Here is a 26270-nt window from a genome sequence, read left to right on the forward strand (position 1 = left end):
CCGAAACTTAGAATATATGAAAGTAATAAGACGCTTCGGGACTTCTCGGGACGTTAAATGAAATGCGGCGGAAAGTGCCGCGCCATCCTTGGCGCGGATTAGTAGAAGAATTTTTAGATTTACAGGGGGAGGAAAAAGGTGTTTAAAGGAACTATATTTGTTGATGGCTCAAACTTCTTAGGTTCGCTTAGTAAAGTAGGTATACAGATTCAGATTAAAGATTACGAGACATTTTTTAGGTATGTATTTGACGAATCAGTAAAGATATGGAGTGAATGCCTCAGGGGTAGTAGTGTTACAACATTAATGAATAGAGTTTATTGGTATGCTGTTGGCAGTATTGACATATGGGATTTTAATAAACCAGAAACTAAACAACATTTATATGAAATTTTTAATAAAGAAAAAGAACCTAAGAAAACTTACATGAACTTAATAGGAAAACAGAATGCTGGTATGCCACAAAATGAAGTTGCACAAAAAGCTTGGGATGTGCTTTTTGAAGAAACAAGGGCATGGTATCAGAAAAGAAAAGCAAATATTGATGGTTTTGGGAACTTCTATACTGGATTACAACGTAGTTCGGATTTTATAGAAGTAATTAGTTGCGGTCATTGGAAAATAAAACCGTTAACCAAAGTGATTCTTGAAAAAGAGCTTGATACACGTATGGCAGTAGACATAGTTACCTTAGAAAGTATTTATGATTTTGCACTAATAATATCTGGAGATGCAGATGTTATTCCTTCTATTGAATACATTAAGAAAAGAGGCAAGCATGTTGGTGTCGTTGAGTTGATTAAAGGGTTTCCTCCCGAAAGAAAGGGACAACAGTTTTCGAATCGGTTAGGAACGGTTGCAGATTTTGTCGTTAAAATTTATGAAATGGACTTGGTTAAAAATGGTATAGCATCGCAATTGACAGATGATAAAGTGATTAAATCTTATGAAGATATTGATTAGCAACTTATTGATTAAGGCGCCCCATCCGTGGGGCTCTGGCTCCGCGGGCCCGCCGCACATCAGAGAACACAGAGTTCCCAAAACTTTGATTATATGAATGTAGAATGACGCTTCGGGAACTCTTGAACGTTAAATAAAATTGGTCGCAAAGACCGCGCCGTCCTAGCGCGGTTTCATAAGGGGTAAAATTATATATATATGAAATGGAGATGATTATTATGGTAAGAACAAATCTCAGAAACGCAATCAAAGAATTAAAAAAAGTAAGGATCTCTTATGAAGGAACAGAAAGAATTGTACATCCATATTTAATTGGGATTAATAAAAAAGGGAATGAGTCATTGAGAGCATATCAAGTGGGTGGATTTAGCTCTTCTGGTCACCTTCCAGAATGGCGACTATTCTTGCTTGATCAAATAGATTTTGTGGAAATTATTGATGAATATTTTCAGATTAAGAATGATTACAATCCTGATGATAAAGGGATGACTCAAATTATTTATAGAATTGAGGCCTAATATTTGATTTAGAAAAAATTTAATACAGGGGTAACAAAAATGAAAAAAATGCATTTGAACCTTGCAAATTGTTACGGAATTTCAAATATAACTCAAGTGCTAGATTTTACCATTGATAATGCCGTAGTTTTATATGCCCCTAATGGAACAATGAAAACATCATTAGCAAATACATTTAAAGATTTGTCATTAGATAGGCTGCCCTCTGATCGAGTTTATGGATTGCCAACAATTTGCGAAATAAAGGATGAAACAAATAACCTTATTGACAAAGATGCCATACTTGTTATCAGTCCATTTGAACAAACATTAACAAAAGAACAAGGAAAACTTATGGCTGATCCAATATTGCAACAAAGATATATAACCCTTCATGCTAATTTAATTGAAACGAAACAAAATTTATTTAATAATATTAAACAGCAACTCAATTATAGTTTAAGAACAAAATTTGATCCGGAACAATCTATTAGTGAAGATTTTAAAAAACCAGTTAGAGACATTTATGAAACATTAAAATTGATTAATGATGAAATAGATATTGGCAAGAAAAGTAGCTTTTTAATTTCTGATATTAATCATTCTGTGCTTTTTGACCCGCAATCCTTGGCATTCTATAAGAAAGATAATAATGCAAAACTTATTAAACAGTATTCTGAAAAATACGAGGAGCTTTTGAATCAATCAAAATTTTTACACAAGGGAATTTTTGATCATAAAAATTTTTCTAATGTTGCTAAAAATTTAAAAGAAAATGGTTTTTTTAAAGCAGAACATCAAGTTATTATCAAACCTAAAGAAAAAGATGACTCATTTCCCACAATTACCAGCGAAGAACAATTAAATAAATTATTAGAAAAAGAAAAGGAAAAAATATTAAATGACGCTGAGATTAAAAAGATATTTGATAAAATCACTTCCGAAATTGACGCAAATAAAGGAACAAAAGAATTAGATGTTTATTTACAATCTAAGCCTGAATTGATCATTGAACTGGAGAATATAGAGGAATTCAAGAAGAAAATTTGGATTGAAGTTTTCAGAGATAATATTTCTGAATTCAAAAAATTGATTGAATTATATGATAAAACATTTGAAAAAATAAAGGAAATTTATCTAGAAGCTAAAAATCAAGAGACTCGATGGGGCCAAGTACTGACTATTTTTAAGGAACGATTTCATGTGCCTTTTAAGCTTGAACCTAGCAATCAAGAAGATGTTATTCTTCAAAACAAGATGCCTATTTTTAATTATATCTTTGAAGATAAGAATAATGGAGCTAGACAGATTAAAGAAAATGAATTGCTCGATATATTAAGTACTGGGGAAAAAAGAGCATATTACTTATTAGATTTAATTTATAAAGTAGAAATTTTACGTAAAGAAGATAAACCTGCTTTGCTGATCTTAGATGATATAGCTGATTCTTTCGACTACAAAAACAAGTATGCGATTATTGAATACATAAACGATATAAAAAACACTTTTAGTTTAAGTGGTAATAAATTATTTACAATAATAATCTTAACTCATAATTTTGATTTTTATCGCACCTTGGGGTCAAGATTAGTGAATGGTAGAAACTGCTATATATCTTCAGAAACAGAAGATAGTATCAAATTGACTCCCTGCAACTATATTAAGAATTATTTTAGTTATATCAAAGACCAATGTTTAATTAACTCTAAAACATTTATTATTGCGGCGATTCCTTTCGTTCGAAATCTGATAGAGTATACTTACTCAGATACTGATCCTGAAATCACCGATTATCATAGACTAACAAATCTTTTACATATTAAAGAAGATACTTATACTATCTCGATGAATGAATTACAGTATATTTATAACAAATACTGGCTCAATAATGGGGGCGCTTTTGCGACTGAGATAAAGGATAGTGTAGTAAATATAATAGTAAGTGAAGCAAACAAAATCTCAAGTGATCCCAATTTATATAATCAAGTAAATATTGAGAATAAAATTGTCCTATCAATTGCAATTAGGCTTAAAGCAGAAGAATATATGATGGAGCAAATTAAGTCACATGTTACTAATGGAGTGAATATTATCAAAGAGATACAAGACAATATTAACCAGACTGGTCAGTTATATTCAAAATATAAGCAGTATGTTTCTAATTTTTCAAACAATCATTGTAGACATCTAGAAAAAGTCGTTATGATGACTCCTGAAAACATTCATATGAATTCATTTATGTATGAGCCAATACTAGATATGCAAGGTGTACATTTAGCTGAATTATTAGCTACTATTAATTGCTTGGAATGATAGAATATCAGTTATTGGAAGAGGATAAAATTTGAGGTGCCGCCGTCCGTGGCGTAGCTGAAGCTGTGGGCGACCAACTTCATTTAACAGAGTGTTTACGACACTTTGCCAATATGAATGTGGTTGGGACGCGTCGTAAACACTCGAGACGTTATATGACATATCCGCAAATATGGGGGGAGTGAAAAGCTCTGGCTATGAAGTCAGTATATCAGTCTGAAAGGCCAGTGACTCGTTCAAGGCTTCGACTGTTTTTTGGAGGGCTTTACTTTACCTGGCGTCGTTACTTCCAATGGTTTTTTGTCAGTTCGACACAGTATGCGACTACTTTCCAGACAAGTCAACTTCCTTTCAAGGTGGCTGATCATTGTACCCCATTGTATCGGCGCCTCCGAAATGTTGATATGTGGTTGCAGGAAAACAAAGTGACCAATTTAAAGTTGGCTACGGCTAAGATAAATGGGCTAGTTCTTAAACCAGGAGAGACACTTTCAATCTGGCGTTTGGTTGGCAAACCAACTAAGGCAAAAGGTTACTCAGAAGGGATGGTCCTAAATAACGGTTCGTTTATTCCTGGAGTAGGAGGGGGCCTATGCCAACTATCGAACCTTATTTATTGGATGACCTTACATACACCATTACTAATTACGGAGCGGTGGCGTCATACTCATGACGTATTTCCGGATGCCAACCGGACTCAACCATTCGGAAGCGGGGCTACAGTTGTTTACAATTATATAGACCTCCAAATAAAGAATGAGACACAACACAGCTATCAACTTCTAATAAGGGTAGGAGAATCGGACTTAGAAGGAGAATGGCGAAGTGAACAACCATTGCCTCAAAAATATGAAGTTTACGAAAGTGACCATTTGATCAAACAGGAATGGTGGGGCGGTTACATGCGTCACAACGTTATTAGGCGTAAGGTGTTTGATCTAAATAGCAATCAAATAGGTGACGAATTTATAACGGAGAATCATGCAATTATGATGTACGAACCCATGTTGGCAGGAGGTACGGAGGTTGTTTAAGTATGCGTTTGGGGGCGGATACATCACATAACAGAGGGTTTAGGGACATCGGAGAAAATATGAATGTAGTAACCAGACGTCGCAAACCCTAAGGACGTTAAATGAAATTGGTCGCAAAGACCGCGCCGTCCTGGCGCGGATTGTGAAAGTAGGTTTGGGGATTTTTTGACTTGAAGTTCTAGTAATTTATAAAACAGGGAACTGTATTTCTATAATATTGTTTTATCATATCCACTTGGGTTTCTAATTGAGAGTCTCTGGTCGAATGTGCTAATTACGATAAAGGAGAGAATAAATTAATGATAGCTCAACGCAACGATTTTACTTATCGACTTCTTATGGATGCTGGTATAAAAAAAGGGCTACGGGTATTGGATGTAGGATGTGGTTCTGGAGAGGTAACTTTTCTAGCGGCAGAAATTGTGGGTAGTACAGGAGAGGTAATCGGGTTTGATTCGAATGAAACTGCGATAGCTGCAGCACGGGATTCTGCCGTAAAAAACCAATTCGCTAATACAAAATTCATAATAGCTGAAATTGACAAGTTGCCGCAAGATCTTGGCCGGTTTGATGCTATTGTTGGACGCAGGGTCTTAATGTATCAACCAGACGCAGTTTTTAGCATTAAGAGCCTCTTGCCCTACCTAAAGACTAAAGGATTAGTTGTTTTTCAGGAGAGCGATTCAATGGGGTCGTTCAAGGATGTAGATTTAATGCCATTACACACACAGGTACAAACTTGGATCTGGAATACTGTGGCAAAAGAAGGCGGCAATATTCATATGGGCATGAACTTATATTCAGTGTTTAAACAGGCAGGGTTGACTATCTCCCAGATAAGGGCGGAGGCAGTCTTACAAACACTGGAAACTGGTAGCGACCTTGCATGGGTTGTTCAAAAGATGCTACCCCGTATTATCAAATTGGGTGTAATTAATCAAAAAGAAATTGAAATTGATACATTGGAGGAACGTTTGAATAGTGAACGGCAGAATGCTAATACAGTATTTGTAAGAGATATGGCATTTGGCATCTGGGCAACTATTCATTAATAATAAGCTCAATACAAACCCTCACAATTGAGCGTTCTACGAAACCGAACGCAATGGCGCGCCGTCCTGGCGCGGTTAATGGAATAATATCATAGCTATTTTCCAATAGTAAGATTGATAATATCTGATCAAATAGTGGAAGGGAATAGCTATGGATGAGAAAGTAAAAATGATAAATGGAGAGCTATATAAGGCTAATGATGAAGAGCTTTTCAGAGAACGACAAACTGCAAAGAGAGCTCTATACCAATTTAACTCCTTACACCCAGATGAAATCGAAAAGCGAGATGATATTATCAGGAGTTTGTTTGGTAAGGTAAGGGATAATTTTTTTATTGAGCCACCGTTCCACTGTGACTATGGCTATAACATTTACATAGGAGAGAATTTCTACTCGAACTATAATTGTACTATCTTAGATTGTGCCAAGGTTTTAATTGGCGATAATGTTTTGTTCGGACCAAATGTTAACCTTTTTACAGCAGGGCATCCTATAAATTTTGAGGTACGTAACGAAGGTTTTGAATATGCTTTACCGATAGTTATAGGCAATAATGTTTGGATCGGTGGAGGAGCAATCGTTAATCCGGGAGTTACTATTGGTGATAATGTAGTAATAGGTTCTGGAAGCGTAGTAACAAAGAATATTCTATCTAACTCTATTGCGGTTGGTAATCCATGTAAGGTAATACGAATAATTTTAGACACAGATAGATTACATAAAGACAATTGTTATTGAGGGGCCGCCGTCCTGGCGTCTTCAGAATTTGGGGGCGTTCGGCTTCGTATAACAGAGCACTCCCGCAACTTAGACTAGATGAATGTTAGAAGACGCTGCGGGAGTGCTCAGGACGTTATCTGTAATGTCCATTTCGGAGTTGAATTTTGAGCTTCGTTTTGGAAACAAGAAAAGACCTGCAAGAGGTCTCTCAGTTATTTACTTCAATTATTCTATTAAGGATTCTAAAAAATTCATCTCCGTCTAATTCTCCACAATAAGAGCCAATCTCATCTTTGTCAATTCTATGAAGTTTATGAGTTTTGACATAAGATAGACGGGATAACCCGGCTTCTTTCCATTTATAAATGGGTTCTTTAAATTGATCGAAGTACGTTAGTGGGTTATTTGGTGGAGAACTAGTAATTTCGGCTATTGTGAGTAGATTAGAATCTTTATCAGAGTTAACAACAAGGACGGGTCTGACCTTCGATTCTTATTTATCTTCATAATAAACTTCAAGCCAATGAATATTACCAGTATTAACCAAAAAACTATTCAATAATATTATGCCCATTCAATGGAATTTAGAAAAACACAGAAGAATGGGATAAAATGGTATATAATGAATGGGAAGTCTTAATTATATATTCTTTGGAGATGGACACTACAGATAACAAGGTTTTACCGTAACTTAGCCTATATGAAAGTAGTATGACGCTACGGCAAAACCCAGCCGTTAGTGCGCCATTTGGGTCATAATAAGGAGGAAAAGAAGATTGAATATGCGTAAGACTGCGAGTCTAGCCTGTAAAATTCTTGGCATATTTTTCATCATTCAAGGGACAAATGTATTGTCAAGTATACTTATATATTCTGTGTCAACGCCTAATGCTGTAGTTCATGAGAGTTTATTAAATGCTATATTTTCATTAGTTTATATTCTTTTTGGTTTCTTGTTATGGATTTTCTCTGGAAAATTGTCTTTGATATTGACAAAAGAAGAGCATTATTCAAATGAAGGCTCAGGCTTAAGGTCTGTTGATTTACAGAGAGTACTTTTTTCGGTTCTGGGTCTATATTTTATTGGGCATTCAGTGCCAAGGTTAGTTTCAGCATTAATGAGCATGTATCCCATGAATGGAATTTCTACAACAAGAGTATTATTTAGTTCGATAGGAATAATTACAGAACTTATCATAGGATTAGGAATATTTTTTGGTTCACAGGGGTTAGTCCGACTTTTAGATTTAATTAGAACAGCTGGATTAAAAAGAGAGAATAACTCGGAGAACGAAGAATGATTGAGTATTCCTCGGCCAACGGCGCATAACACGCCTTTCCCAAAACTTAGCATAGATGAATATGACGCTTCGGGAACGGCTAAACGTTCGTGCGCCAAGCAAAGGTTGGTACTTCTTACAAGGTGAAAGTCATTGTTGGGCAAGGTTTAGCCAACAACCCATATCGCGTGTTACGCCGAAGCTGGCAACAGTAAGGTGAAGCGTACACAAAGAAATTATATAGGCCATAGGGAGAACCGTAGCTCAATAGTAAGTGAATTCTACGGTATTAAGATTATGATGTTTTGGAATGAGCATGTTCCTCCACATTTCCACGCAGAATATGGAGAGAATAAAATATATATTTATTTTGTTGATGGAAAGATCAAGCTTTTTGATGCTTCCGAAATTATCAAAAAGGGAGTTTTTCAACAACTCCAGAACATCGAGTTATTTATAAATTCTTGTACTGTTCTGCGTATTTCGGCGTATCCGGACAGGCATTCCGGAGGCATCCGGACACCGTTCCGGAATTATCCGGACAGTAAACCGGGAACATCCGGACACTTTGTCGGTTAGTTGTTCATGTAATTTGTAGTAGCCCCAATGCCTTGAAGCATACCCCAAATTATGGATATGGTCAACAAGAACCTTCGCCGTCGTGGTTGTGGAGAGTGTGGTCAGGCTCTTTTAATGAATACCCCATGCTGCCTGTCCAAGCTTTGTGGTCAACCTGGAGCGTAAGCGCAGGGTTGTCCCCAAAGCGGCACTATCCACAACCTGTTTTCTAAAACGACAGATCCTTGATCATCTTTTTGGCAGTCACTTCTCTCATAGATATTTTGGAATCCAAAGGCAGGATGTACGCATTATGAATCACACGGTCCATAATGGCATCAGCAATTGTTGGATCCGGGAACAGATCATACCACTGTGTATGAGAAACCTGGCCGGATAGCACCATAGAACCTTTGTTGTAACGGCTTTCAGCGATTTCCAGGATGTCTCGGCTTTCTTCAAGCGAGTAAGCTTTCAGACCAATGTCGTCTAGGATCAGGAGCTTGATGTTTTGAAGGCTTGACATATACCGGCTATACCGGTTTTCCTGTTTGGCTTCCTGAATTTCTAAAAGTAATTCAGGCATTCGGAAGTATTTAGCAGGATAACCCTGCCGACAGGCACTATTCCCTAAGGCGCAGGCGATGTACGATTTACCGCTTCCCGTTTTGCCGGAAATTACAACGTTAAGTTTTTGTTCGATGAAAGCGCACGTCGCCAGGGTTTGGATAACCTTTTTGTCAATAGTACGATCGACGGTGTAGTCGATATCCTCAATGCAAGCATCCATGCCAAGCGTAGCCTGGCGCAAGAGCCTCCCGATCCGGGCATTTTTCTTTGACAACCACTCGCGTTCTACCATGAGTCCCAGCCGGTCTTCGAAGGAAAGCTCTCTTAAATGGACATCCGGATCACTGACCATTTCGGCCATGACTTTTAGCTTTAAACTTTTCAGTTTCTCCACGGTAGGATTGTTAAGCATGGATGCCACCTCCCGCGTAGGAACGGCTTCCTCGGACGTTAGCATGTGCAACGATCTTGCAATCGTCAGCCTTTAGAACTTTTGCGGTTACCTGTTTCAGGATGATGTTGAAGTACTTGAAAGTATACGTCCTTTTAGCAAGTGCTTCTTCACTGGCTCTTTCCATAGACTCAGATGGATAGCTTTTACTCAGTCTCATGATACCCATACAAGCCCGGTAGGTTTGTACCGGATATTCCCGGCTTTCAAGGACGTGTTTAATGAGTTCCAGCGTGTTCGGACCGATTGTTTTGGCCCAGGACAGAAAACGCTCTGAACTCCAGCCCGAGACGGCTTTATGTCCCTCCGGCATATGATCCGGCAGTGTCGTATACCGCTTGTAAGGGTTATGGTTTCTTGGGAATACGGCGATCCTTTCGCCGCTCACATAAATTTCAATCGTTTTGGAGGTGGCCCGGATGGAACATTTCTGTCCAACATAGGTGTAGGGGACGCTGTAGAAGAATCCCTCATAATCCACATGGTAATTGAACTGGATTTTGGTCTCTTTCCACTCGGCAAATTCATATTTCCCGGCAGGCAGTGACTGCAAACAAGGTTTGTCGATCTTTTCAAAGGCACTTACCCGGTTACCTTCCATCTTTTGAAAAGGTCGCACGATGAACTTGGCCAGTTCTTCTTTGATCGCCTGGTTGAGCTCATACAGGCTGAAAAACTGTGTGTTTCTTAAAGCCGCGATGATCTTTCTGGAGACATTGCCGACCATATTCTCATCCGCTGCTTTGTCTTTTGGCTTGGCTGCCCGGGCTGGGATGATTGTTGTGCGGTAAAATCGTCCCATTTCGTTGTAACTCTTGTTGAGCACCGGATCGAACCGGTCAGGTGTGGTGACGGCAGTCTTTGTATTATCCGGGATCGTCACTTTCGGAACACCGCCATAGTATTCATACGCTCTGATATGAGCATCAATCCAATTCGGCAGCTTCATGTCGTCATAGGCATAGACAAAGGGGTAAGCACTAGCCGGAAGTACCGCTACAAAAAGGTAAACCGTTTTGATTTCCCCGGTTTCCGGATCCACATAAGACATGGTTTGGCCGGCCCAGTCGACCTGCATTTCTTCGCCTGCTTTATGTTCGATATGCATGGTGAGCTGATTGGCCTTCTTGAATTTACGGTACCGGTCGCAAAACTGCGTGTACATGATACCGTCAGGATGCTTATGTTTATATTCTTCCCAGAGAAGCATCAGGGTGACACTTCTTCGCTTCATCTCATAGAAAACATATTCCATATCCGGTTCGGGCATTGTATGTTTACTGGTTATCGGCGGATAAAGTAGTGACAGCAATTGTTTGTCCGTTAGTGTTACGGGCCATGTGACTCCGGCATCTTCCGCTCTTTCAAGCACTTCCGATACGGTGGATTTACCGCAATCGCAGGATTTTCCGATTTCTCTCAAGGATAGACCGACTTCATGTTTTAATCTCAAGATTTCTTTGACTTTCAGCACTTCCAGCCTCCTCATCGTGTTGCCCCTTTCTTTCTTCTAAAGAAAGGGTACCAGTTAGCTTACTAACTCGACAAGGTGTCCGGATGCTGCCGAAATGCTGTCCGGATAATTCCGTTTTACTGTCCGGATGTGCCCGTTACGCTGTCCGGATACTGCCGGAATCGGTGTCCGGATGTGTCCGAAATATGCATACTGTTCTTAATGACACTTTGGCGCGACATCGTGTCGCGCGTTTTGCAAGAAAGGATTTGGGGTGAAAAGAACGATGCTAAAATACCCATAATAAACGGTTGAAAATTCCCCACAAACAACGTACTCTTCTCCACAGGAGGAGAGGCAATTAATGGTACAAAGTGAGGAATTTTTTATGATCAGAGACTTAAAAAGCAAAGGAATGAATGTCACTCAAATCGCTAGAGAACTAGACTTAGATCGAAAAACAGTATCTAAGTGGATAAAAAGCAATGAGCTTCCAGCATATCGGAAGAGAGCCCGATCCAAAAGCAAACTGGATAATTACACGACTTACATTGCTCAGAGAATGAACGAAGGCTGCGTCAATGCCATGATCTTATTTGATGAAATCAAGGCTATGGGCTATCAAGGCCGGATGACAATTCTCCGAGATTTCATGAAACCGCATCGAGAGCAAATGAGAGGTAAAGCCTCCATACGCTTTGAAACCCCACCAGGTAAACAAGCCCAGGTTGATTGGGGTGAATTTAAGATCTTGAAGGAAGATGGAACGTTTATTAAAGTTCATGCTTTCATTATGATCATGGGACACTCCCGGAAACAATTTGTTGAATTTACCGAGAACGAACGTATTGAGACACTTATCGGTTGTCACGAACGGGCTTTTACCTTCTTTGGTGGTGTACCGGAAACCATACTTTACGATAACATGAAAACTGTAGTTAAACACAGTCACCAGACTGGCACAAATAAATGGAACGACAAGTTTTTGCGTTTTGCTAAGCATCAGGAATTCAATCCGTTGCGCTGCCGTCCCTATCATCCTCGTACGAAAGGCAAGGTAGAAAACGGCGTCAAATATCTGCGTAAGAACTTTTGGCCGAGAATTCGAACCGTATCGAGTCTGGCCGATTTGAATGGAGCAGTTAGGTTATGGCTGGATACAGTCTGCAATGTCCGACTACATCAAACAACTCGTGAAATTCCATTCGAAGCTTTCAAACGTGAGAATCTTAAACCTATGAATCCTGAGTCATTCTTACTTCATGATCTGCAATCCCGAAAAGTAATGAATGACTGCACCGTTAGCTACGAAGCAAATTTCTACTCCGTTCCGTACCGTTTTGTGGGCCGACGCGTTGGAATTCGGGACTTAAACAACGGGCATCTGGAAATCTACGATGAAACCGGTATCTGTATTACGTCGCATGTAAAACTTTCCGGTAAATACCATGCTCTGCACAATAAAAAACACTTTGAGGGATTACAGACATGGTCTCAGAATAAAGTTGCCGCCACAGCACCGATTCTGATACCAGAACAACCACCCAAAGTGTATCAAAGACCACTACAGGTCTATGATTCGCTCATAAGCGAGGTGACACAATGATTCACGAGCGTATGCATGAGGCTTGCGAAATCCTCGGCCTGATCCATATGGATGCCGTGTATGATCACCACGCGGAAGAAGCTTCCAAGGGTAGTATATCTTATCTTGAGTTTCTGGACAAGTTGTTGTGGGCTGAGATTGAAGCCAAGCGTGAACGGGCTGCGAAAGCAAATATGAAAATGGCTAAACTGCCATACGTAAAAACACTTGAAAAGTTTGATTTTGACTTCCAACCCAGTGCAAATGCCAGAAAAATAAATGAACTAAAAACCTTAGGATTTGTAGCCCGATCTGAAAACGTGGTATTCCTTGGTCCGCCTGGTGTTGGCAAAACCCACCTAGCAGTAGGACTTGCGGTAGAAGCTATTAAAAATGGGTACACGGCTTACTTTCTAAGCGCCCATGAGCTGATTGCGATGATTAAGGAGAACATCATCTCGGGGCGGATTCATCGTAAGATTAAGACCTTGTGTAAACCCGGCATCTTGGTTATTGATGAAGTCGGGTATGCAGCGATGGATGATGAAACAGCGCATTATTTCTTTCAGATCATCTCCAGTCGTTACGAAAAGGGATCGATTATCCTGACTTCAAATAAATCTTATGGAGAATGGGGTGATGTATTCGGCAATAACGTTGTAGCTACGGCTATTCTTGACCGCTTGCTGCACCACTCTACAACCATCAATATTAAGGGAGACAGCTATAGGGTAAAAGAAAAGAAAAAAGCTGGTTTCTATGATTCAAGTAAATTTGAATCAACTTCTGCCGGCTAATTGGGGAATTTTCAACCGTTGTTTTTGAGGAATTTTGCACTGGTGTTGACAGGGGTAAGGGAATGAAATACGTTTGTTCGCTAATAGTCGTGAAAAATATGCAAAGATCAAGAACTTTTTATGAGAAGTTAGGTCAAAAAGTCAAATATGATTTTGGCGAAAACATAGAATTTGATGGAGGTTTCTCTATTCATTTAGAAGAACATTTTTCAAAGTTACTAGGGATAGGACAATACAATATCCTAAAGAAATCGAATAACTTTGAATTGTATTTTGAAACAGAAAAAATCGGCAGGGTATATGATGAAATGAAAGAAGTTGGAGTAGAATTTATTCATGAGGTTAGAGAGCAGCCATGGGGGCAAAGGGTAATGCGGTTTTATGACCCGGATTATCATATTATCGAAGTCGGGGAATCAATGGAATCTGTAGCAATTCGATACTTCCAATCTGGAATGACGGTTGAGGATATTTGTAGGAGAACATCATTGCCTGGTGAGTTTGTTCAGAAAGCAATAGATTTGAGGGAATAGTGAATGTTCAAGGGCCTCCCATCCGTGGTCGGCTCCGAATTCTAGACCGTCCAACTTTACATAACACGCAGTTCTCGCAACTTTACATAGATGCATGCGGTCATGACACATCGGCAATTCGCGGGATGTGACTCTAAAATCTGGCTTTCGGCTATATCAAGAAGCTATATTGTCTTTTCCCGTGAAGGATTCTCCGGATTTCAATTATTTCATCAAGTACAACATAGAAAACAAGGTAATTTCCTATTACTAAAATGCGGTAGTTTAGATGCATAAGGCGCATGTCTTTGGGAACAGATCCAATATATGGAAAAGCTTCAAGCTTAGAAATTGTTTGATCGACTTCGTCTAGGAAATCATGATAAGACGTATTTTCCTTATATTGTGTAATAAACCTCATCCTAAAGCATCCCAATTTTGAAAGGTGATTTGATAGGTTCATAGACAAGCATTCACCATCTGAAGCCCGTCTGCGTATGCTGTAATTAAAGCTACCAAAAAGGCGGGAATAAAAATGAATGAACAAATCACTGAACGTACGCCGGTTGTTATTGCAGCTGAGATTAATAGAATCAAACAACAGACTTGTAAAATTATGCTTACCAATGCCATTGAGGTTGGCAAGCGCCTGAAGGAGGCCAAAGCCCTGCTTCCGCATGGAGAATGGGGAAAATGGTTGATCGAATCGGTGAGCTATTCCCAGCGCACAGCCAACAGACTAATGCAGCTCTTTGAAGAATATGGAGATAAACTGTTCGCTTCCATCGGTGACGGTGGCAGCTCAAATTCGTCAGCGCTGACGAATTTAACCTACTACCAGGCTCTCCTCCTTCTGGGGATTCCGGAAGATGAGCGGGAAAAATTTATCTTGCAGCATGATGTTAAAGATATGACTTCCCGGGAGCTTGATCAGACTCTCAAAGAACGGAACCAAACCGCTCCGGAGAAAGTGCAGGCTCAAGTCACGCCCATACCAAATAATCCTCAGGATATCAAAATAGAATATATAACCGTCAAAAAAACCGACAAACCAAAAAGTGGGCCAAAAACTGCAGTCCCCTCAACCTTTACCACGGAGTATGAAGAAAAATGCGCCGCTTGCTGCAAAACGATCGCCGATACATTCTACGAACTGCTGATAGCGCTCGGCCAACTGGCCAGACTTGATCCGGCGGTGAAGGAAAAATGCAGCAAAGATGCGAGCCGGCTTGCAGAAAATATGGTCGAAAGGCTTAAAGAGTGGCCGCCTGTTGTCAAGACGAATATGAAGGTTGAGACCTACGCTATCCATGAAAGGTGGTAGAATCGCCAACTCCTTACCAAAAGGAGAAGGCAAAACCAGACCACTGGGAATCTCGGCAGTCAAAGACACAGCATTCTTGCGGCTGATCAACAAATGGCTGTAAGGTTTTACAGAGCACTGGCCGGAAGACTTTGCAGATAGAATGGATAGAAGAGTGTTTTGCCTAAATACGAAAGCTTTGTTTTATGACATTTTTTGGAGACGATATGTAGAAGGCTAAGAAGTTTATCTTTGAGAATTTGGTTTATTATTAAATTCATAGTATTTAGCTATGATTAACGAACTTAATACACCAAGAACAATGAAGTTAATAAGTGCCATTAATGTTGAACTAATCTCACTCCGCATCCAAGGTGCTATGTTTACCAGTGTTTGCATTATTCCAGTATTACCAATATAAAAAAGTGAGGATACGCCTAAACCTTTAATTAAATAATAGTCTTTGCCAGTTAATCTGATAACAATAGTAACAATAACGCCTAATCCAGACCCAAGAAGAAACTGAACGATGTAACCTATTAGAATTCCAGCTGGGGTATAGAGAACGTCAGTGTTTAGCAAAATGTTTCCAGCTACTACCCAAGGTGGCGTAAATTGAATACCAGATAAAAGAAGTATCCAGTCCATTAAAGTCATGACAATTGCTGCAAATATTCCACTGATTGTTCCGATAGTAATAGTATCATTATATTTTTTCAAAGTAGTACCTCTTTTCTAACAGAATGATACAAATATAGTCTGTTCAGAAAAAGAGAATTTTATCAATTAACTAATTAAGTTAAGCCCTATAGACTTTACGTATGAATAAAATGTTTTTAGTATAAGAAGAGTCGCCCTCCATTAGCGACTTCTCAATCTGGGGGGCGAACAATCTGGGTCATTTTTAAAACTTTTAATATCTTACATCGGAATAATGGAATTGGTGATAGAAGACAACTGACCTTCCTCTTGGACTTCAAGGTTAATTTGACGGGTAACCTCAGTGATATCCGGATAGAGGGTAAAGCGTGTCACACCATAATGCTCAAGTTGAGAAGTGATCAATGGAATTTTGTTGGCAGCGACACAGATCTCAAGGAGATAGTCCGAAGCGTCTGAGAAGAGATTCAATGGGATAATCTCTTTATCATGGGGGAATACAGTAAAAACCCCTTTTTGAGCGACAATGTGTGGATTGTTCAAGGGGCCGATGACAGCGGCAGGCTTCTTATTGGCAAGGATTTCAGCGTTCGGCCCAAAGTAGAGATCAACGATCTTCTCATCTACATTGGGAATATAGCCAGCTTTAACAAAGCTATGAAATGAGAATGCTTCATTGAGCAGAACGGGATTTAGAATCCAAACTGCAGCATCTTTGCCAACATCGTTAGCACCCCGACCATCCAATGCAAAGAAAAGCGCAGTAAGCGCATCTCGGCTCCAATCCAATAGTCGGGTTGGTACTCCGTAATGCTGCATCATAAAGAGCCAGTGCCAATAAGCTGCCGGACCATTCGGAATGGGAAAAGAGGGCAGTTCCTGTACGAAAGGAATAGCATAAGATTTGAACTTAGATAAATAGATAATTTCCATTTGGGGATTGCGCCCTCTTCGTGTGATGCTGGGTTCTAAATTGAATGCGTTTTGGTTTGCCGGTTGGTTTTGACCACGGTACCATAATTCACATCTGCCCCCCGCGGGGCAGATTTTTTGGAATGCATAATCTACAGCTCTTAAATAATCTTCAACACTTTCAATCCGAGTCACACAACGAGTAACTGGACTTGATTGTTGTATTTCAGTAGACATTTCCCCACCTCCTTTATAAGTTATGAAAAGTAGGACAGGGAAGTGCGTGTATGGAGTTGTCATTTGAGTGAATGTGTAAATCTACCGACTTCCGATGACAGCCGGTTCCCGCCACTTGGAGGATGATATTAATACATCAAAGAAGAAAATAATGGAAGATAGTGTAAGCTTAGGATACAATAGGGGTATCATCCCTTTTCATTATCATAGATGCCGCTGAAAGCGACATAAGGACGAGTTAGGTGACAGACCATGCGAGATTTGTAAGGGACTAGTTTTTGGAGTTTTCACTTAAAAGTGAAAGTACTGGCCAAAAGAAAGGAAGAAAAAATGATGTCTAAAATTCTTATCCTAGGTGGGACAGGTCAAACTGGTAAATTGATATCGCGTCATTTATTGGAGTATTCCGAAGCTACCGTTACAATTGGGACACGATACCCCGACAAGGCGCAGGTATTTGTTGATGAGCTGAATCAACATTACCCCGGTTTACGTGCATCGGCTGTTTATGCAAACGCATCAGAAGCAGAATCCTTACGAACAGCGTTTAAAGACCAGTCTATCGTTGTGGTCGCAGCACCAACGACCGCCTATACCGAAATCGTGGCCCAGGCTGCGCTTCAGGCTGGGATTGATTATCTCGATGTGCAGCTTGGCTCTAAGAAATTTGCTTATTTGCAGTCCCTTGCTACAGAAATCAAAAGCGCTGGAAGAACTTTTATCACGGAGGCCGGGTTTCATCCTGGGCTCCCTTCCGCACTGGTTCGTTACGTGGCCACCCATATGGACTCGATTGAAAGCGCCATAACAGCTGGCTATCTCAATATGGGGAAAGATCTTCCTTATACCGAAGCAGTTGACGAATTGGTTGAATGTTTCAAGGAATATCAGGCTCAGGTCTATAAGAACGGACAATGGACGAAAAAAAGCTCGTATGAAATACGTAAAATAGATTTTGGGGGCGACATCGGATTGAAGCAGTGCTATTCCATGTTCTTTGAGGAATTGCAGCCGCTGCCGGAGTTGTACCCCTCGCTCAAGGATCTTGGCTTTTATATATCGGAGTCACACTGGGTGACAGACTGGGTGATCATGCCAGTTGTCTGGATGTGGCTAAAGATCATGCCAAACGCTGTCAGATCCATTGGCAAGCTTTTATGGTGGAGCATGGGCACTTTTCACAAACCGCCATATCGGGTTGAACTTCTGGTTAGGGCATCTGGATCTAAAGATGGGCAGATGATTCAACCCCACGTCAGCGTTTCTCATCCCGATGGTTACGAATTAACAGCTATCCCTGTTGTTGCAACTTTATTGCAATACTTGGATGGCTCTGCCCGTAAGCCTGGACTTTGGATGATGGGGCACTTGGCTGAACCGAATCGTCTTCTAAAGGATATGGAAAAAATGGGTGTGAGGTGCATATCAAGCTTTTCCTAAACGGCAGCTGCTTATTTGAATGTACAATCTGCATTGGACTTTACAAAAAATTGAGTCAAGATTGAGTCAAGAAGGAATTTGTCAAAATACCCAGAAATAACAATCATAACCATGTAAATATTTATACAAGGAGTAATCACATGGAAAGATTAACAAAAGCATTAGAAAGCAATGGTCTTTTTATTGTGGACGATTTTCAAATACAGCATGATGCAAACGGTTATTCTGGGGAAGCCATTAACAAACTGGCAAAGTTCGAAAATTTTTATGATGATTTGATATTCAAACAAAGTGAAATCTCTATGGGATTAGAAAAGCTAAGATTTGAAGGCAAAACGAATTCAGTAAAATTCAAGCAACTGCTGACGAATAAAATGACCAATCATACAATATTAATTCTTTTGAAAACGTATGGATTGCAGTAAATGGAAAAGATGCTAATAGAATTAATGATTCTTACAGTTGTCATTCATATTGTCGATACCCTGGCCTACTCTGTACGCTTGAATTCCGTAAAGAGCGGACAGGTTGCTTTATCTTTTTCACTTTTCAACATGTTTGTTCTTGTTTCACGGACAGCCAACATGTTTCAGGGACCGTTAATTGCAAGCATTGTTGGTTTAAGTATAGCGCAAGGACTGAACCCGATCAGTGATTTGCGGTCGGTTATTTTTGCTGCGACAGCGGGGACCCTATTTGGAATCCTGCTCATACCTACATTTTTAAAGATATTTGAAGTTGCTGTCAAACGTTTAGAATTAGCCGGTTCTGTACCTTCCTTAGTTGTCGAGGCCCTGCAGGCAAATAATATCAAGCGAATTGTAAAAAGTGCTGTACGGCCTTCGAAGACAATGCTGGAAAGACTAAGGTATAGAGAGATACCCAAAAGGTTACTTGTTATCAATGTTTTGGTTACAGGTATATATACCATTGGGGTCCTTGCCGCTAATTACTCAGCTCTTCTGGTTCCGGAGCAAGCAGCACTAGCAGCAGCAGCTTCATCAGGAATCATTAATGGCATGGCAAGTATTCTACTCACTTTTTTTATCGACCCAAAATCGGCAATTATTACAGACCAGGCATTGAAAGGAATAAGGCCTTATGCTGATGTGAAAGCATTGGTCATTATGCTTATTGCTACAAAACTAATTGGCACATTATTGGGGCAAGTGCTGTTTTTGCCGGCCGCCCAGATTATTGCAAGCTTTTACATGTAGTATGACGCCTGTTCATCATGAATATTAGCAAGGAAATAAGAGCCTGTTTATTAATGCGATAGGGAACTGAAAATAGTTTTCACAGAAAATAAATATTGGAAGAAGGAATTAGCCACATCACCAAGAAAGTAAACAATAATTTAATAAAGGGGGTCATTTTTTTGACGACAATGAGCTCAGTCAATGATTTTCTAGACCAGCGTACTTTAGCGGTGGTCGGGGTATCCAGATCCGAAAAGAAGTTCTCGCGTAGGCTGTATAGAACGTTAAAGAAGAGAGGGTATAATGTTTTTGCCGTAAATCCCAATATGGACAGTATTGACGGCGAGATCTGCTATGAGAACCTTCAGTCTTTACCGCAGAAAGCCGATGGCGCAGTGATCGTCGTCCCTCCGGACCAAACCAATAGGTACTGTCAATAATTTTTCGCAAAATTGATTTTCTGCTTGGTATAGATTTATATATATTGACCCCAGAGCAAGACTTGATATGGGGGCGGCGGATGCTACCCTAAATCAGGGGATGGGGCTTACCCAAAAGGAATACATCATTTGAGCCACATCCCGCGACCCATTGAAGCATCCGACGTAGGGTCCCATGTCAAGTCTACCCCAGAGATTTCTAGTTAAATGTCGGCATTAACCAGCTAAGCTATTTTCCTTGTTCATTTCTTCAAGATGCCTCATGCTCATATAAAGTTTAGTTCCCCAAGCTTTACTAGCCACATGTCGGAGTCGCGCACAGACCAGCATCAATGCAGAGTTGCCATCCGGGAAGGTACCAACTACGCGGGTTCTTCGGCGGATCTCCCGATTCAGCCGTTCAATAACATTGTTGCTGCGCAGTTTTGTCCAGTGAGCTTGAGGAAAATCCATATAGGTCAAGGTTTCTGAGATACTATCCTCAACCTTCTTGGCTGCTTCTTTTAATTTCATGTCTTTAAGTTTCTTTGCTACAGCGATAGCTTTCTCTTTGGCCGCCTCTTTATCTTCCTGAGCATGAATAGCTTTAAGCATCGCAGCGACTTCTTTCATCTTAGATCGCGGGGTCACTGAGAATACATTCCGGTAAAAATGAACATGACAACGTTGAAATTTAGCTTCCGGAAAGGTTTCGGTCACTGCTTCTAAAAGTCCTAAACACTTGTCGCCGATGAATAATTGTGTTCCTGTGAGTCCGCGGTCTTTTAGGCTTTTGAGAAATTCCTGCCAACTGGCTTTGTCTTCCTTCATTCCTTCAGCAGCACCAATAACCTCTCTATATCCGTCTTCATTGACGGCCAAAGCAATGAGAATCGCGACGTTCTCGTATTCACCGCCCCAATTGCGCTTGAGATAAATCCCGTCAACATACACGTACGGATATTTGCCCTTCAATGGCCGGTTCCGCCAGGTTTCGATGTGACCGTAGACTTTCTTGTTTAACTGGCTGACCGTTCCGGCGGATACCTTCGTCCCCCAGAGTGCTTCGGTGATGTCCTCCACACGACGGACGGATACACCAGCTAAATACATCTCAATTAGGGCTTCTTCTACGGAGCTTTCGCGGCGTCGATAACGCTCAATGATTGCTGTTTCAAAGGCAACGCCTTTCAGTTTGGGCATCTTCAATTTGACCTCTCCAGAAGTTGTGGTCAGATTCCGCTCATAATGGCCGGATCGATAACCTTTTCGTTCTTCTGATCGCTCATACCGGCCGGCATTCGTTAGCTCAGCGGCTTCCTGATCAAGTAATTTATTCAGGGTTTCCTCCACACTGTGACGGACTAATTCTTTCAACTCCTGCTTTATTGCACCTTCATTTAAGTGTATAATTTTCTCAGACATATTCGCAGCTCCTTCCTGGTAGATTTTGTGTGGTAACTTTATCATACCAAGCAGTTGCGTTTATGTCCTTATTTTTAGGACAATTTATGAATTTGCGAAATTAATGATACCTTATCAACCAATAAGGTCGTTAGGGACGCGGTAGAAGCTGGAGTCAAGCATATCTGGATTCAGCAGGGGGCTGAATCCAAAGAAGCTATAGACTTTTGTACGGAAAACCAGATAAACGTCATCCACGACCAATGCGTCCTAATGTTTGCAGAACCATCGTTTCCTCATTCATTCCACCGGTCCGTATTGAAGGTGTTTGGAAAACTTCCGAAATAATAGGTTAGCCGGCTCAAAAAACATTTGAGCCGGCGTTTTTTTTTAAGAAATGGACAGCTTCACTCGACAATGGAAACAATAAAGGTTGTAAGATCTTCGACAAGGTTATATTCCTTAGCCCGGACATGGGCCAACCCTTTGTCAGCGATTAATATCCTGATAATTGGGCGCATCGGCAAACTTTTATTCTGGTCAACCACAATCCCAACTTCACCTGTATTGAGCTTAACGGTACAGCCGGTCGGATAGGCTGCAACATGCTTTAAGAACGTTACAACCAACTGCTGGGAGAATAGTTTGTTTGCACATCCCATTACAATTTCACAGGCTTCATGCGGGACGATCCGGGAGTGGCCCGGGCCATCATTGACCAGATTATCATAGAAGTCGGCCAGCCCGACGATTTGAGCCAGGATATGGAGGTGCCGGCCGGACAGCTTCCGGGGATAGCCGTTTCCGTTCAACCATTCGTGATGCTGCAAAGCAATATGCGCACTCAATAAATTCAATTCCGGTTTGTTCCGAAGTATTTCAAATCCATGTACAGTATGCGTCTTATATAGGTCATTTTCCTTCGGAGTAAAGGCCTCACGTTTGGCGACAAGCTCTTTTGGCAGTTTGACAGTCCCGATATCGTGAAGCAAAGCCCCTACCGCCAGCGCCTCCAGGGTATCTTTATCCAGTCCCAAAGCTTTGCCCAAAATGGTCGCAAGGACACAAACACTGACTGAATGCGCATAAACTTGATTGTCATAGCTCCGCATATCTGTCAGGCTCAGAAATATCTTTTCTTGAAACAGGACGTCCCCGATGATGTTGTTTACTGTCTTTTTTACCTGAAAACCATTGAGATCTTTACCGATTCGTACCGCTTCCGCTAAATGTTCAATGGAGTTCATTGCCTCCCGCCTGTTTTCCTCGGAAATAACATCCTCAATAACGATATCCTTCGTTTCGTCATCGTCCACATAGACAATACTAATGCCCAGTTCTTTTAACCGGTCGATATATGGCTGGGTCAGCGTGACTCCTTTCCCAAGCAATGAACGGCCGTTATGCGAGAAAATGGTTCGTCCCAACACGTCTCCCTTTTGAAGCCGGTTTACACTTACCTGACGCAATTGTAATCTTCCTTTCCGATAAATCAGTGCTAGCTGAAGCAACAAAAAAATCACCAGCAGATTGCATGGCGACATTCAAAACAAACCTGAGCGGATTCGGTAGCCTGGCAGTCATCAGAATTATTCTGGAAGACCCATAGCTTTGCGTCCCTGGCTTTCACCAAGTTTGCCATTGTCGTTGCTCCTGTATCCCTATTCGATTGATATTTCGGTCACAGAACTATTGTAGCACATCCCTTTCAGGTTCTACAGGGGTTATTCGAAAAAATATTCTTTATTTTGGCGCCAAATGATCAATGTTTCTTGGTTTAGCAGAGGAATCCGCTTAAATTCGTATAACTAATTAATGATGTTTATACGCGTGTGGATCGGTACAATTCCCGTTAAATAAGCCTATTCCGTATGCGTTAATAAGCAAGATCGTGAAGTACAGAGTTGCGGAGAACTGTTCTGCACGGGTTGAACTCTGATTTTTATCAAACATTGCTATCAGGAGATGTATGCGATGGTCAAATCAATGGTAAGTAAAGAATACAGGCGGAAATGCGCCGACTTTTCATTATGCGGATTGAATTGCTGTCTTTGTCCGCGTTTTCATACGGACGGTTCTTCAAAGTGCCCCGGCTGCGGGGGTCCGGACTTTTTTTTGAAGCATCCTTCCTGTGCCGTAATTACCTGTAATAAAAAGCATGAAAATGTTGAATACTGTTTTGAATGCAGTGTCTATCCATGTGAGAGGTATCAGGCTCCAAGCGAGGCCGATTCTTTTATATCCTATCAAAATGTGTTGCAGGACCAAGCCAAGGCTAAAATGGACCTTCAAAATTATCTTGAAGGACTGACGGAAAAACACAAAATTTTAGGCGAACTAATCGCGAATTACAATGACGGCAAATTAAAGGGATTTTATTGTCTGGCGGTCAACCTGCTGCCGCTTTCCGTCTTGAACCATATGATGGATAAGATCCATCATATGGATCAGACCAACTGCAAGGGCAGTGCTGAAGAAGCCGTCCGCTTGCTGAAAGCGGAAGCCGATCGCCTGAATATTCAACTGGTTCTTAGAAAGGCGAAAAAGGATTAGACAAGCTATTCAAGCATCATTTCTGGGGTAAATCAAAAGTTCTTAGTTTTGGAGGATCAAATATTGTCTGGAATTCGTGAACCAATAGACGTTTTTGCTGAGCAAAGATGCAGTCTGAGAGCTGACTGCGAGAACTGCTTCGGATTGTGCTGCACCGCGCTGTATTTTTCAGCTTCGGAAGGCTTTCCAAACGATAAAGAGGCCGGTCAGCCTTGTCGGAACCTGCAGGAAGACTTTCGCTGCAGTATCTATCAAGATCTTCAGGGACTGGGTCTGAAAGGATGCATGGCATTTGACTGTTTTGGCGCAGGGCCAAAAGTATCCAGGCTCAGTTACGGTGGCAGAGACTGGCGGCGATCACCGGAATCCCGGGAGCAAATGTTTGAGGTTTTCCTTGTCATTCGGCAGCTTCAGGAGATGCTCTGGTATTTGACAGAAGCAGAGACATTACAGCCGGCTCATTCAGTTCATGAGGCGCTTCGTACCCTGCGGGAAGAGACGGAACGGCTGACACTGCTCAGCCCGGGTGAGCTTCTGAAAATGGATGTGCCCTTATATCGTACCGGAGTAAATACCCTGCTGCTTCAAACAAGTGAACTGGTCCGTGTTTCTGTTTGTCAGGAGCGGAATATTCAGGCCGGGATTCGGAAGACCTTTAAGCGCAGGAGCAGTCTGATTGCTGCAGATCTCCGGGAAACGGACCTCAGAGGGGCTAACCTTAGAGGAGCCTGTCTGATTGCCGCAGACCTCAGCGGGACCGATCTGGGCGGAGCTGATTTGATCGGGGCGGATTTGCGCGATGCCGATCTCAGCGGTACTGATTTAAGCCAAAGCATTTTTCTGACCCAAGCCCAGCTGAATACGGCGAAGGGGGATAAGCGTACCAAGCTGCCGCCATCACTCTTTTATCCCAGACAATGGAGTTTGGACTGATATGGAAATGGAAATCATCTATTCATTTGAACCGGTCATCAATCAGGAGTCCCGGGTATTGATCCTCGGCTCGATGCCGGGAGTGCAATCGTTGAGGGAGCAGAAATATTATGCACATCCTTACAATCACTTTTGGCGGATTATGTATGCGCTTTTTGACGACAGCTACGGATGCTCTAATGCTGGGGTATCACGGATGGAAGAAAGTAGCAAACTTCCGGATCCTGATTATGAGAACAGGAAACAATTTCTTTTGGACAGAAAAATTGCCCTTTGGGATGTCATTCGTAGCTGCTCCAGAGAAGGCAGCCTCGATACCAATATCGTCAATGAACAAACCAATGATTTTAAAAATTTATTTATTCGGTATCCACATCTGGAATTACTTGCATTTAATGGAGCAAAGGGCTTTAATATATATAAGAGGAAAATCCGTCTGGAGTCTGCTTCCATTGCCTATCTGCAATTGCCCTCGACCAGTCCGGCCAATACGATGAAATTTGAGGAAAAGCTGACACATTGGAAAGCAATTTTAAAATACTTATGAAATCTTGAAGTAATACCCATGAAGTTTTAAGCAAGTCGTTGTGAAAGGTGTGAATTGATGGATAACAATCAGCCTGAACTGAAAGATAATTATACATTTCTGATTGTAGGGGATTCCATTTCCAAAGGCGTGATCTATAACGAGGATCAGGGGAAATATTCGTTATTGGACAGAAACTATGTTTCTCTGGTCCAGAACAGCCTGAAAGGCATGGTTTATAATGCTGCGAAATTTGGTAATACCATCAAAAAAGGTATTGAACGCCTTAACCGGGATGTCTCCAAAACGCGTCCGGATATTGTACTGATCGAATTTGGAGGCAATGACTGTGATTTTGACTGGATGCAGATTGCGAGTGATCCAATGGCAGAGCATGAACCCAAAACGGACTTCAACGTTTTCGGGAAAATGCTTACAGATACCATTATTTCGCTTAAAAACAATAATATTATCCCGGTGTTGATGACGCTTCCCCCGCTTGACGCCGATCGGTATTTCAAGTGGATTAGCAAAAACAGTAATGAGATAGGAAAAAGTATATTAATTTGGCTGGGAAGCGTTACAAAGATATACTGGTGGCAGGAACGCTACAATTCTATGATTGTGAACATTGCAGAGGAAACCAGGACGAGATGGATCGATGTCAGAGGTGCTTTTTTGAAGACACCGGATTTTACGCAATTGCTTTGTATTGATGGGATCCATCCGAATGAAGACGGGCATAAGGTCATTGCCCAAAAGGTGACGGAATACCTCAGACAGAATTACAATTTTCTGCTCAAAGATTCTTCCGCGGACACCCTTTCTTAGTACAATTAGAAAGTATAAGTTTTCCACCCTTTACGCTTTTTATCATTTATTTATTTAACATGGTACT

29 protein-coding genes, 1 pseudogene and 1 riboswitch are annotated in these 26270 nt (G+C 41.0%); of the genes and pseudogenes, 21 read left to right on the top strand and 9 right to left on the bottom strand.

The window, feature by feature from the left end:
* Positions 1-138: 138 nt before the first annotated feature.
* The 6 genes from AB3489_RS02870 (at position 139) to AB3489_RS02895 (ending at position 6598) form a co-directional block, all read left to right on the top strand.
* The gene (locus AB3489_RS02870; protein WP_368293880.1) at positions 139-963 is read left to right on the top strand and encodes an NYN domain-containing protein; all 825 of its coding nucleotides are present in this window, start codon (positions 139-141) and stop codon (positions 961-963) included.
* 218 nt (positions 964-1181) lie between these two features.
* Positions 1182-1481 carry a WYL domain-containing protein gene (locus AB3489_RS02875; protein ID WP_368293881.1) on the top strand — a complete coding sequence of 100 codons (300 nt, stop codon included), beginning with the start codon at positions 1182-1184 and terminating at the stop codon, positions 1479-1481.
* A gap of 39 nt (positions 1482-1520) precedes the next feature.
* Complete coding sequence (locus tag AB3489_RS02880) at positions 1521-3773, top strand: hypothetical protein (protein WP_368293882.1); 2253 nt, start codon at positions 1521-1523, stop codon at positions 3771-3773.
* 197 nt (positions 3774-3970) lie between these two features.
* Positions 3971-4807, top strand: a complete 837-nt coding sequence (locus AB3489_RS02885; RefSeq protein ID WP_368293883.1) for a VanW family protein — start codon at positions 3971-3973, stop codon at positions 4805-4807.
* A gap of 257 nt (positions 4808-5064) precedes the next feature.
* Positions 5065-5859 carry a class I SAM-dependent methyltransferase gene (locus AB3489_RS02890; protein ID WP_368294566.1) on the top strand — a complete coding sequence of 265 codons (795 nt, stop codon included), beginning with the start codon at positions 5065-5067 and terminating at the stop codon, positions 5857-5859.
* 151 nt (positions 5860-6010) lie between these two features.
* Positions 6011-6598 carry a sugar O-acetyltransferase gene (locus AB3489_RS02895; RefSeq protein WP_368293884.1) on the top strand — a complete coding sequence of 196 codons (588 nt, stop codon included), beginning with the start codon at positions 6011-6013 and terminating at the stop codon, positions 6596-6598.
* Positions 6599-6788: 190 nt separating this feature from the next.
* On the opposite strand, the pseudogene AB3489_RS02900 reads toward AB3489_RS02895, so the two are convergent.
* Positions 6789-7058, bottom strand: a pseudogene (locus AB3489_RS02900) (type II toxin-antitoxin system PemK/MazF family toxin); the annotation flags it as partial.
* Positions 7059-7362: 304 nt separating this feature from the next.
* Between AB3489_RS02900 and AB3489_RS02905 the strand changes: the two are divergent.
* Together AB3489_RS02905 and AB3489_RS02910 are read left to right on the top strand one after the other, a co-directional pair.
* Positions 7363-7881 (top strand): hypothetical protein, encoded by a 519-nt coding sequence (locus tag AB3489_RS02905; protein ID WP_368294567.1) that lies wholly within the window; start codon positions 7363-7365, stop codon positions 7879-7881.
* 276 nt (positions 7882-8157) lie between these two features.
* A complete protein-coding gene (locus tag AB3489_RS02910) occupies positions 8158-8439 on the top strand; it encodes a DUF4160 domain-containing protein (protein ID WP_368293885.1) in 282 nt (93 codons plus the stop codon).
* A 208-nt stretch (positions 8440-8647) separates the two neighbouring features.
* Here AB3489_RS02910 and istB (AB3489_RS02915) read toward each other — a convergent pair whose 3' ends face one another.
* The 3 genes from istB (AB3489_RS02915) to AB3489_RS02925 form a co-directional block, all read right to left on the bottom strand.
* A complete protein-coding gene (gene istB, locus AB3489_RS02915; RefSeq protein ID WP_368293886.1) occupies positions 8648-9400 on the bottom strand; it encodes an IS21-like element helper ATPase IstB in 753 nt (250 codons plus the stop codon).
* Entirely contained in the window at positions 9393-10928 is a 1536-nt protein-coding gene (gene istA, locus AB3489_RS02920; protein ID WP_368293887.1) for an IS21 family transposase, read from the bottom strand. The genes istB (AB3489_RS02915) and istA (AB3489_RS02920) overlap by 8 nt, the downstream gene beginning before the upstream one ends.
* 101 nt (positions 10929-11029) lie before the next feature.
* Entirely contained in the window at positions 11030-11194 is a 165-nt protein-coding gene (locus tag AB3489_RS02925) for a hypothetical protein (protein WP_368293888.1), read from the bottom strand.
* A gap of 86 nt (positions 11195-11280) precedes the next feature.
* On the opposite strand from AB3489_RS02925, the gene istA (AB3489_RS02930) reads away from it, so the two are divergent.
* The 3 genes from istA (AB3489_RS02930) to AB3489_RS02940 all read left to right on the top strand — a co-directional run bounded on the left by istA (AB3489_RS02930) (position 11281) and on the right by AB3489_RS02940 (position 13807).
* On the top strand, positions 11281-12498 hold the full coding sequence (istA, locus tag AB3489_RS02930; RefSeq protein WP_019224716.1) for an IS21 family transposase: 1218 nt from the start codon (positions 11281-11283) through the stop codon (positions 12496-12498).
* Positions 12495-13274 carry an IS21-like element helper ATPase IstB gene (gene istB, locus AB3489_RS02935; protein ID WP_019224717.1) on the top strand — a complete coding sequence of 260 codons (780 nt, stop codon included), beginning with the start codon at positions 12495-12497 and terminating at the stop codon, positions 13272-13274. Before istA (AB3489_RS02930) ends, istB (AB3489_RS02935) begins: the two co-directional genes overlap by 4 nt.
* A 62-nt stretch (positions 13275-13336) precedes the next feature.
* The gene (locus AB3489_RS02940; RefSeq protein WP_368293889.1) at positions 13337-13807 is read left to right on the top strand and encodes a VOC family protein; all 471 of its coding nucleotides are present in this window, start codon (positions 13337-13339) and stop codon (positions 13805-13807) included.
* Between the two features lie 151 nt (positions 13808-13958).
* Here AB3489_RS02940 and AB3489_RS02945 read toward each other — a convergent pair whose 3' ends face one another.
* Positions 13959-14249 (bottom strand): type II toxin-antitoxin system RelE/ParE family toxin, encoded by a 291-nt coding sequence (locus tag AB3489_RS02945; protein ID WP_368293890.1) that lies wholly within the window; start codon positions 14247-14249, stop codon positions 13959-13961.
* A gap of 72 nt (positions 14250-14321) precedes the next feature.
* On the opposite strand from AB3489_RS02945, the gene AB3489_RS02950 reads away from it, so the two are divergent.
* Complete coding sequence (locus AB3489_RS02950) at positions 14322-15110, top strand: DUF3102 domain-containing protein (protein ID WP_368293891.1); 789 nt, start codon at positions 14322-14324, stop codon at positions 15108-15110.
* 225 nt (positions 15111-15335) lie between these two features.
* Here the strand turns inward: AB3489_RS02950 and AB3489_RS02955 are convergent, their stop codons facing one another.
* Together AB3489_RS02955 and AB3489_RS02960 are read right to left on the bottom strand one after the other, a co-directional pair.
* Positions 15336-15809, bottom strand: a complete 474-nt coding sequence (locus AB3489_RS02955) for a hypothetical protein (RefSeq protein WP_287896346.1) — start codon at positions 15807-15809, stop codon at positions 15336-15338.
* A gap of 201 nt (positions 15810-16010) precedes the next feature.
* Positions 16011-16898 (bottom strand): FRG domain-containing protein, encoded by an 888-nt coding sequence (locus AB3489_RS02960; protein ID WP_368293892.1) that lies wholly within the window; start codon positions 16896-16898, stop codon positions 16011-16013.
* A 333-nt stretch (positions 16899-17231) separates the two neighbouring features.
* Between AB3489_RS02960 and AB3489_RS02965 the strand changes: the two genes are divergently transcribed.
* The 4 genes from AB3489_RS02965 to AB3489_RS02980 all read left to right on the top strand — a co-directional run bounded on the left by AB3489_RS02965 (position 17232) and on the right by AB3489_RS02980 (position 19977).
* Positions 17232-18338, top strand: coding sequence for a saccharopine dehydrogenase NADP-binding domain-containing protein (locus tag AB3489_RS02965; RefSeq protein WP_368294568.1), 1107 nt, complete (start codon positions 17232-17234; stop codon positions 18336-18338).
* Positions 18339-18478: 140 nt separating this feature from the next.
* Positions 18479-18763, top strand: a complete 285-nt coding sequence (locus AB3489_RS02970; protein ID WP_019226043.1) for a hypothetical protein — start codon at positions 18479-18481, stop codon at positions 18761-18763.
* The gene (locus tag AB3489_RS02975; protein ID WP_368293893.1) at positions 18764-19555 is read left to right on the top strand and encodes a lipid II flippase Amj family protein; all 792 of its coding nucleotides are present in this window, start codon (positions 18764-18766) and stop codon (positions 19553-19555) included. It abuts the gene before it with no gap.
* A 170-nt stretch (positions 19556-19725) separates the two neighbouring features.
* Positions 19726-19977, top strand: a complete 252-nt coding sequence (locus AB3489_RS02980; protein ID WP_368294569.1) for a CoA-binding protein — start codon at positions 19726-19728, stop codon at positions 19975-19977.
* Positions 19978-20193: 216 nt separating this feature from the next.
* On the opposite strand, the gene AB3489_RS02985 is transcribed toward AB3489_RS02980, so the two are convergent.
* On the bottom strand, positions 20194-21381 hold the full coding sequence (locus AB3489_RS02985; RefSeq protein WP_131930284.1) for an IS256 family transposase: 1188 nt from the start codon (positions 21379-21381) through the stop codon (positions 20194-20196).
* A 99-nt stretch (positions 21382-21480) separates the two neighbouring features.
* Between AB3489_RS02985 and AB3489_RS02990 the strand changes: the two genes are divergently transcribed.
* Entirely contained in the window at positions 21481-21708 is a 228-nt protein-coding gene (locus AB3489_RS02990) for a CoA-binding protein (RefSeq protein WP_368294570.1), read from the top strand.
* Between the two features lie 59 nt (positions 21709-21767).
* Here AB3489_RS02990 and AB3489_RS02995 read toward each other — a convergent pair whose 3' ends face one another.
* Entirely contained in the window at positions 21768-22829 is a 1062-nt protein-coding gene (locus AB3489_RS02995) for an HD-GYP domain-containing protein (RefSeq protein ID WP_368294571.1), read from the bottom strand.
* 95 nt (positions 22830-22924) lie between these two features.
* A riboswitch (cyclic di-GMP riboswitch) is annotated at positions 22925-23010 on the bottom strand.
* A 324-nt stretch (positions 23011-23334) separates the two neighbouring features.
* Between AB3489_RS02995 and AB3489_RS03000 the strand changes: the two genes are divergently transcribed.
* The 4 genes from AB3489_RS03000 to AB3489_RS03015 all read left to right on the top strand — a co-directional run bounded on the left by AB3489_RS03000 (position 23335) and on the right by AB3489_RS03015 (position 26203).
* Entirely contained in the window at positions 23335-23913 is a 579-nt protein-coding gene (locus AB3489_RS03000; protein ID WP_368293894.1) for a DUF3795 domain-containing protein, read from the top strand.
* A gap of 63 nt (positions 23914-23976) precedes the next feature.
* Positions 23977-24846, top strand: coding sequence for a pentapeptide repeat-containing protein (locus tag AB3489_RS03005; RefSeq protein WP_368293895.1), 870 nt, complete (start codon positions 23977-23979; stop codon positions 24844-24846).
* Position 24847: 1 nt separating this feature from the next.
* The gene (locus AB3489_RS03010) at positions 24848-25393 is read left to right on the top strand and encodes a DNA-deoxyinosine glycosylase (RefSeq protein WP_368293896.1); all 546 of its coding nucleotides are present in this window, start codon (positions 24848-24850) and stop codon (positions 25391-25393) included.
* Positions 25394-25450: 57 nt separating this feature from the next.
* Positions 25451-26203, top strand: a complete 753-nt coding sequence (locus AB3489_RS03015; RefSeq protein WP_368293897.1) for an SGNH/GDSL hydrolase family protein — start codon at positions 25451-25453, stop codon at positions 26201-26203.
* Positions 26204-26270 lie beyond the last annotated feature (67 nt).

Origin of the sequence: Dehalobacter sp. TBBPA1, assembly GCF_040931655.1 — a bacterium.
GTDB lineage: Bacteria > Bacillota > Desulfitobacteriia > Desulfitobacteriales > Syntrophobotulaceae > Dehalobacter > Dehalobacter restrictus.

What these genes read in the sequence shown, in the direction of transcription:
- AB3489_RS02875 (WP_368293881.1), top strand. Translation starts at nt 1,182, where the DNA reads ATGGTAAGAACAAATCTCAGAAACGCAATCAAAGAATTAAAAAAAGTA.
- AB3489_RS02880 (WP_368293882.1), top strand. Translation starts at nt 1,521, where the DNA reads ATGAAAAAAATGCATTTGAACCTTGCAAATTGTTACGGAATTTCAAAT.
- AB3489_RS02885 (WP_368293883.1), top strand. Translation starts at nt 3,971, where the DNA reads ATGAAGTCAGTATATCAGTCTGAAAGGCCAGTGACTCGTTCAAGGCTT.
- AB3489_RS02895 (WP_368293884.1), top strand. Translation starts at nt 6,011, where the DNA reads ATGGATGAGAAAGTAAAAATGATAAATGGAGAGCTATATAAGGCTAAT.
- AB3489_RS02905 (WP_368294567.1), top strand. Translation starts at nt 7,363, where the DNA reads ATGCGTAAGACTGCGAGTCTAGCCTGTAAAATTCTTGGCATATTTTTC.
- AB3489_RS02910 (WP_368293885.1), top strand. Translation starts at nt 8,158, where the DNA reads ATGATGTTTTGGAATGAGCATGTTCCTCCACATTTCCACGCAGAATAT.
- istB (WP_368293886.1), bottom strand. Translation starts at nt 9,400, where the DNA reads ATGCTTAACAATCCTACCGTGGAGAAACTGAAAAGTTTAAAGCTAAAA.
- istA (WP_368293887.1), bottom strand. Translation starts at nt 10,928, where the DNA reads ATGAGGAGGCTGGAAGTGCTGAAAGTCAAAGAAATCTTGAGATTAAAA.
- AB3489_RS02925 (WP_368293888.1), bottom strand. Translation starts at nt 11,194, where the DNA reads ATGGGTATTTTAGCATCGTTCTTTTCACCCCAAATCCTTTCTTGCAAA.
- istA (WP_019224716.1), top strand. Translation starts at nt 11,281, where the DNA reads ATGATCAGAGACTTAAAAAGCAAAGGAATGAATGTCACTCAAATCGCT.
- istB (WP_019224717.1), top strand. Translation starts at nt 12,495, where the DNA reads ATGATTCACGAGCGTATGCATGAGGCTTGCGAAATCCTCGGCCTGATC.
- AB3489_RS02940 (WP_368293889.1), top strand. Translation starts at nt 13,337, where the DNA reads ATGAAATACGTTTGTTCGCTAATAGTCGTGAAAAATATGCAAAGATCA.
- AB3489_RS02945 (WP_368293890.1), bottom strand. Translation starts at nt 14,249, where the DNA reads ATGAACCTATCAAATCACCTTTCAAAATTGGGATGCTTTAGGATGAGG.
- AB3489_RS02950 (WP_368293891.1), top strand. Translation starts at nt 14,322, where the DNA reads ATGAATGAACAAATCACTGAACGTACGCCGGTTGTTATTGCAGCTGAG.
- AB3489_RS02960 (WP_368293892.1), bottom strand. Translation starts at nt 16,898, where the DNA reads ATGTCTACTGAAATACAACAATCAAGTCCAGTTACTCGTTGTGTGACT.
- AB3489_RS02965 (WP_368294568.1), top strand. Translation starts at nt 17,232, where the DNA reads ATGTCTAAAATTCTTATCCTAGGTGGGACAGGTCAAACTGGTAAATTG.
- AB3489_RS02970 (WP_019226043.1), top strand. Translation starts at nt 18,479, where the DNA reads ATGGAAAGATTAACAAAAGCATTAGAAAGCAATGGTCTTTTTATTGTG.
- AB3489_RS02975 (WP_368293893.1), top strand. Translation starts at nt 18,764, where the DNA reads ATGGAAAAGATGCTAATAGAATTAATGATTCTTACAGTTGTCATTCAT.
- AB3489_RS02980 (WP_368294569.1), top strand. Translation starts at nt 19,726, where the DNA reads ATGAGCTCAGTCAATGATTTTCTAGACCAGCGTACTTTAGCGGTGGTC.
- AB3489_RS02985 (WP_131930284.1), bottom strand. Translation starts at nt 21,381, where the DNA reads ATGTCTGAGAAAATTATACACTTAAATGAAGGTGCAATAAAGCAGGAG.
- AB3489_RS03000 (WP_368293894.1), top strand. Translation starts at nt 23,335, where the DNA reads ATGGTCAAATCAATGGTAAGTAAAGAATACAGGCGGAAATGCGCCGAC.
- AB3489_RS03010 (WP_368293896.1), top strand. Translation starts at nt 24,848, where the DNA reads ATGGAAATGGAAATCATCTATTCATTTGAACCGGTCATCAATCAGGAG.
- AB3489_RS03015 (WP_368293897.1), top strand. Translation starts at nt 25,451, where the DNA reads ATGGATAACAATCAGCCTGAACTGAAAGATAATTATACATTTCTGATT.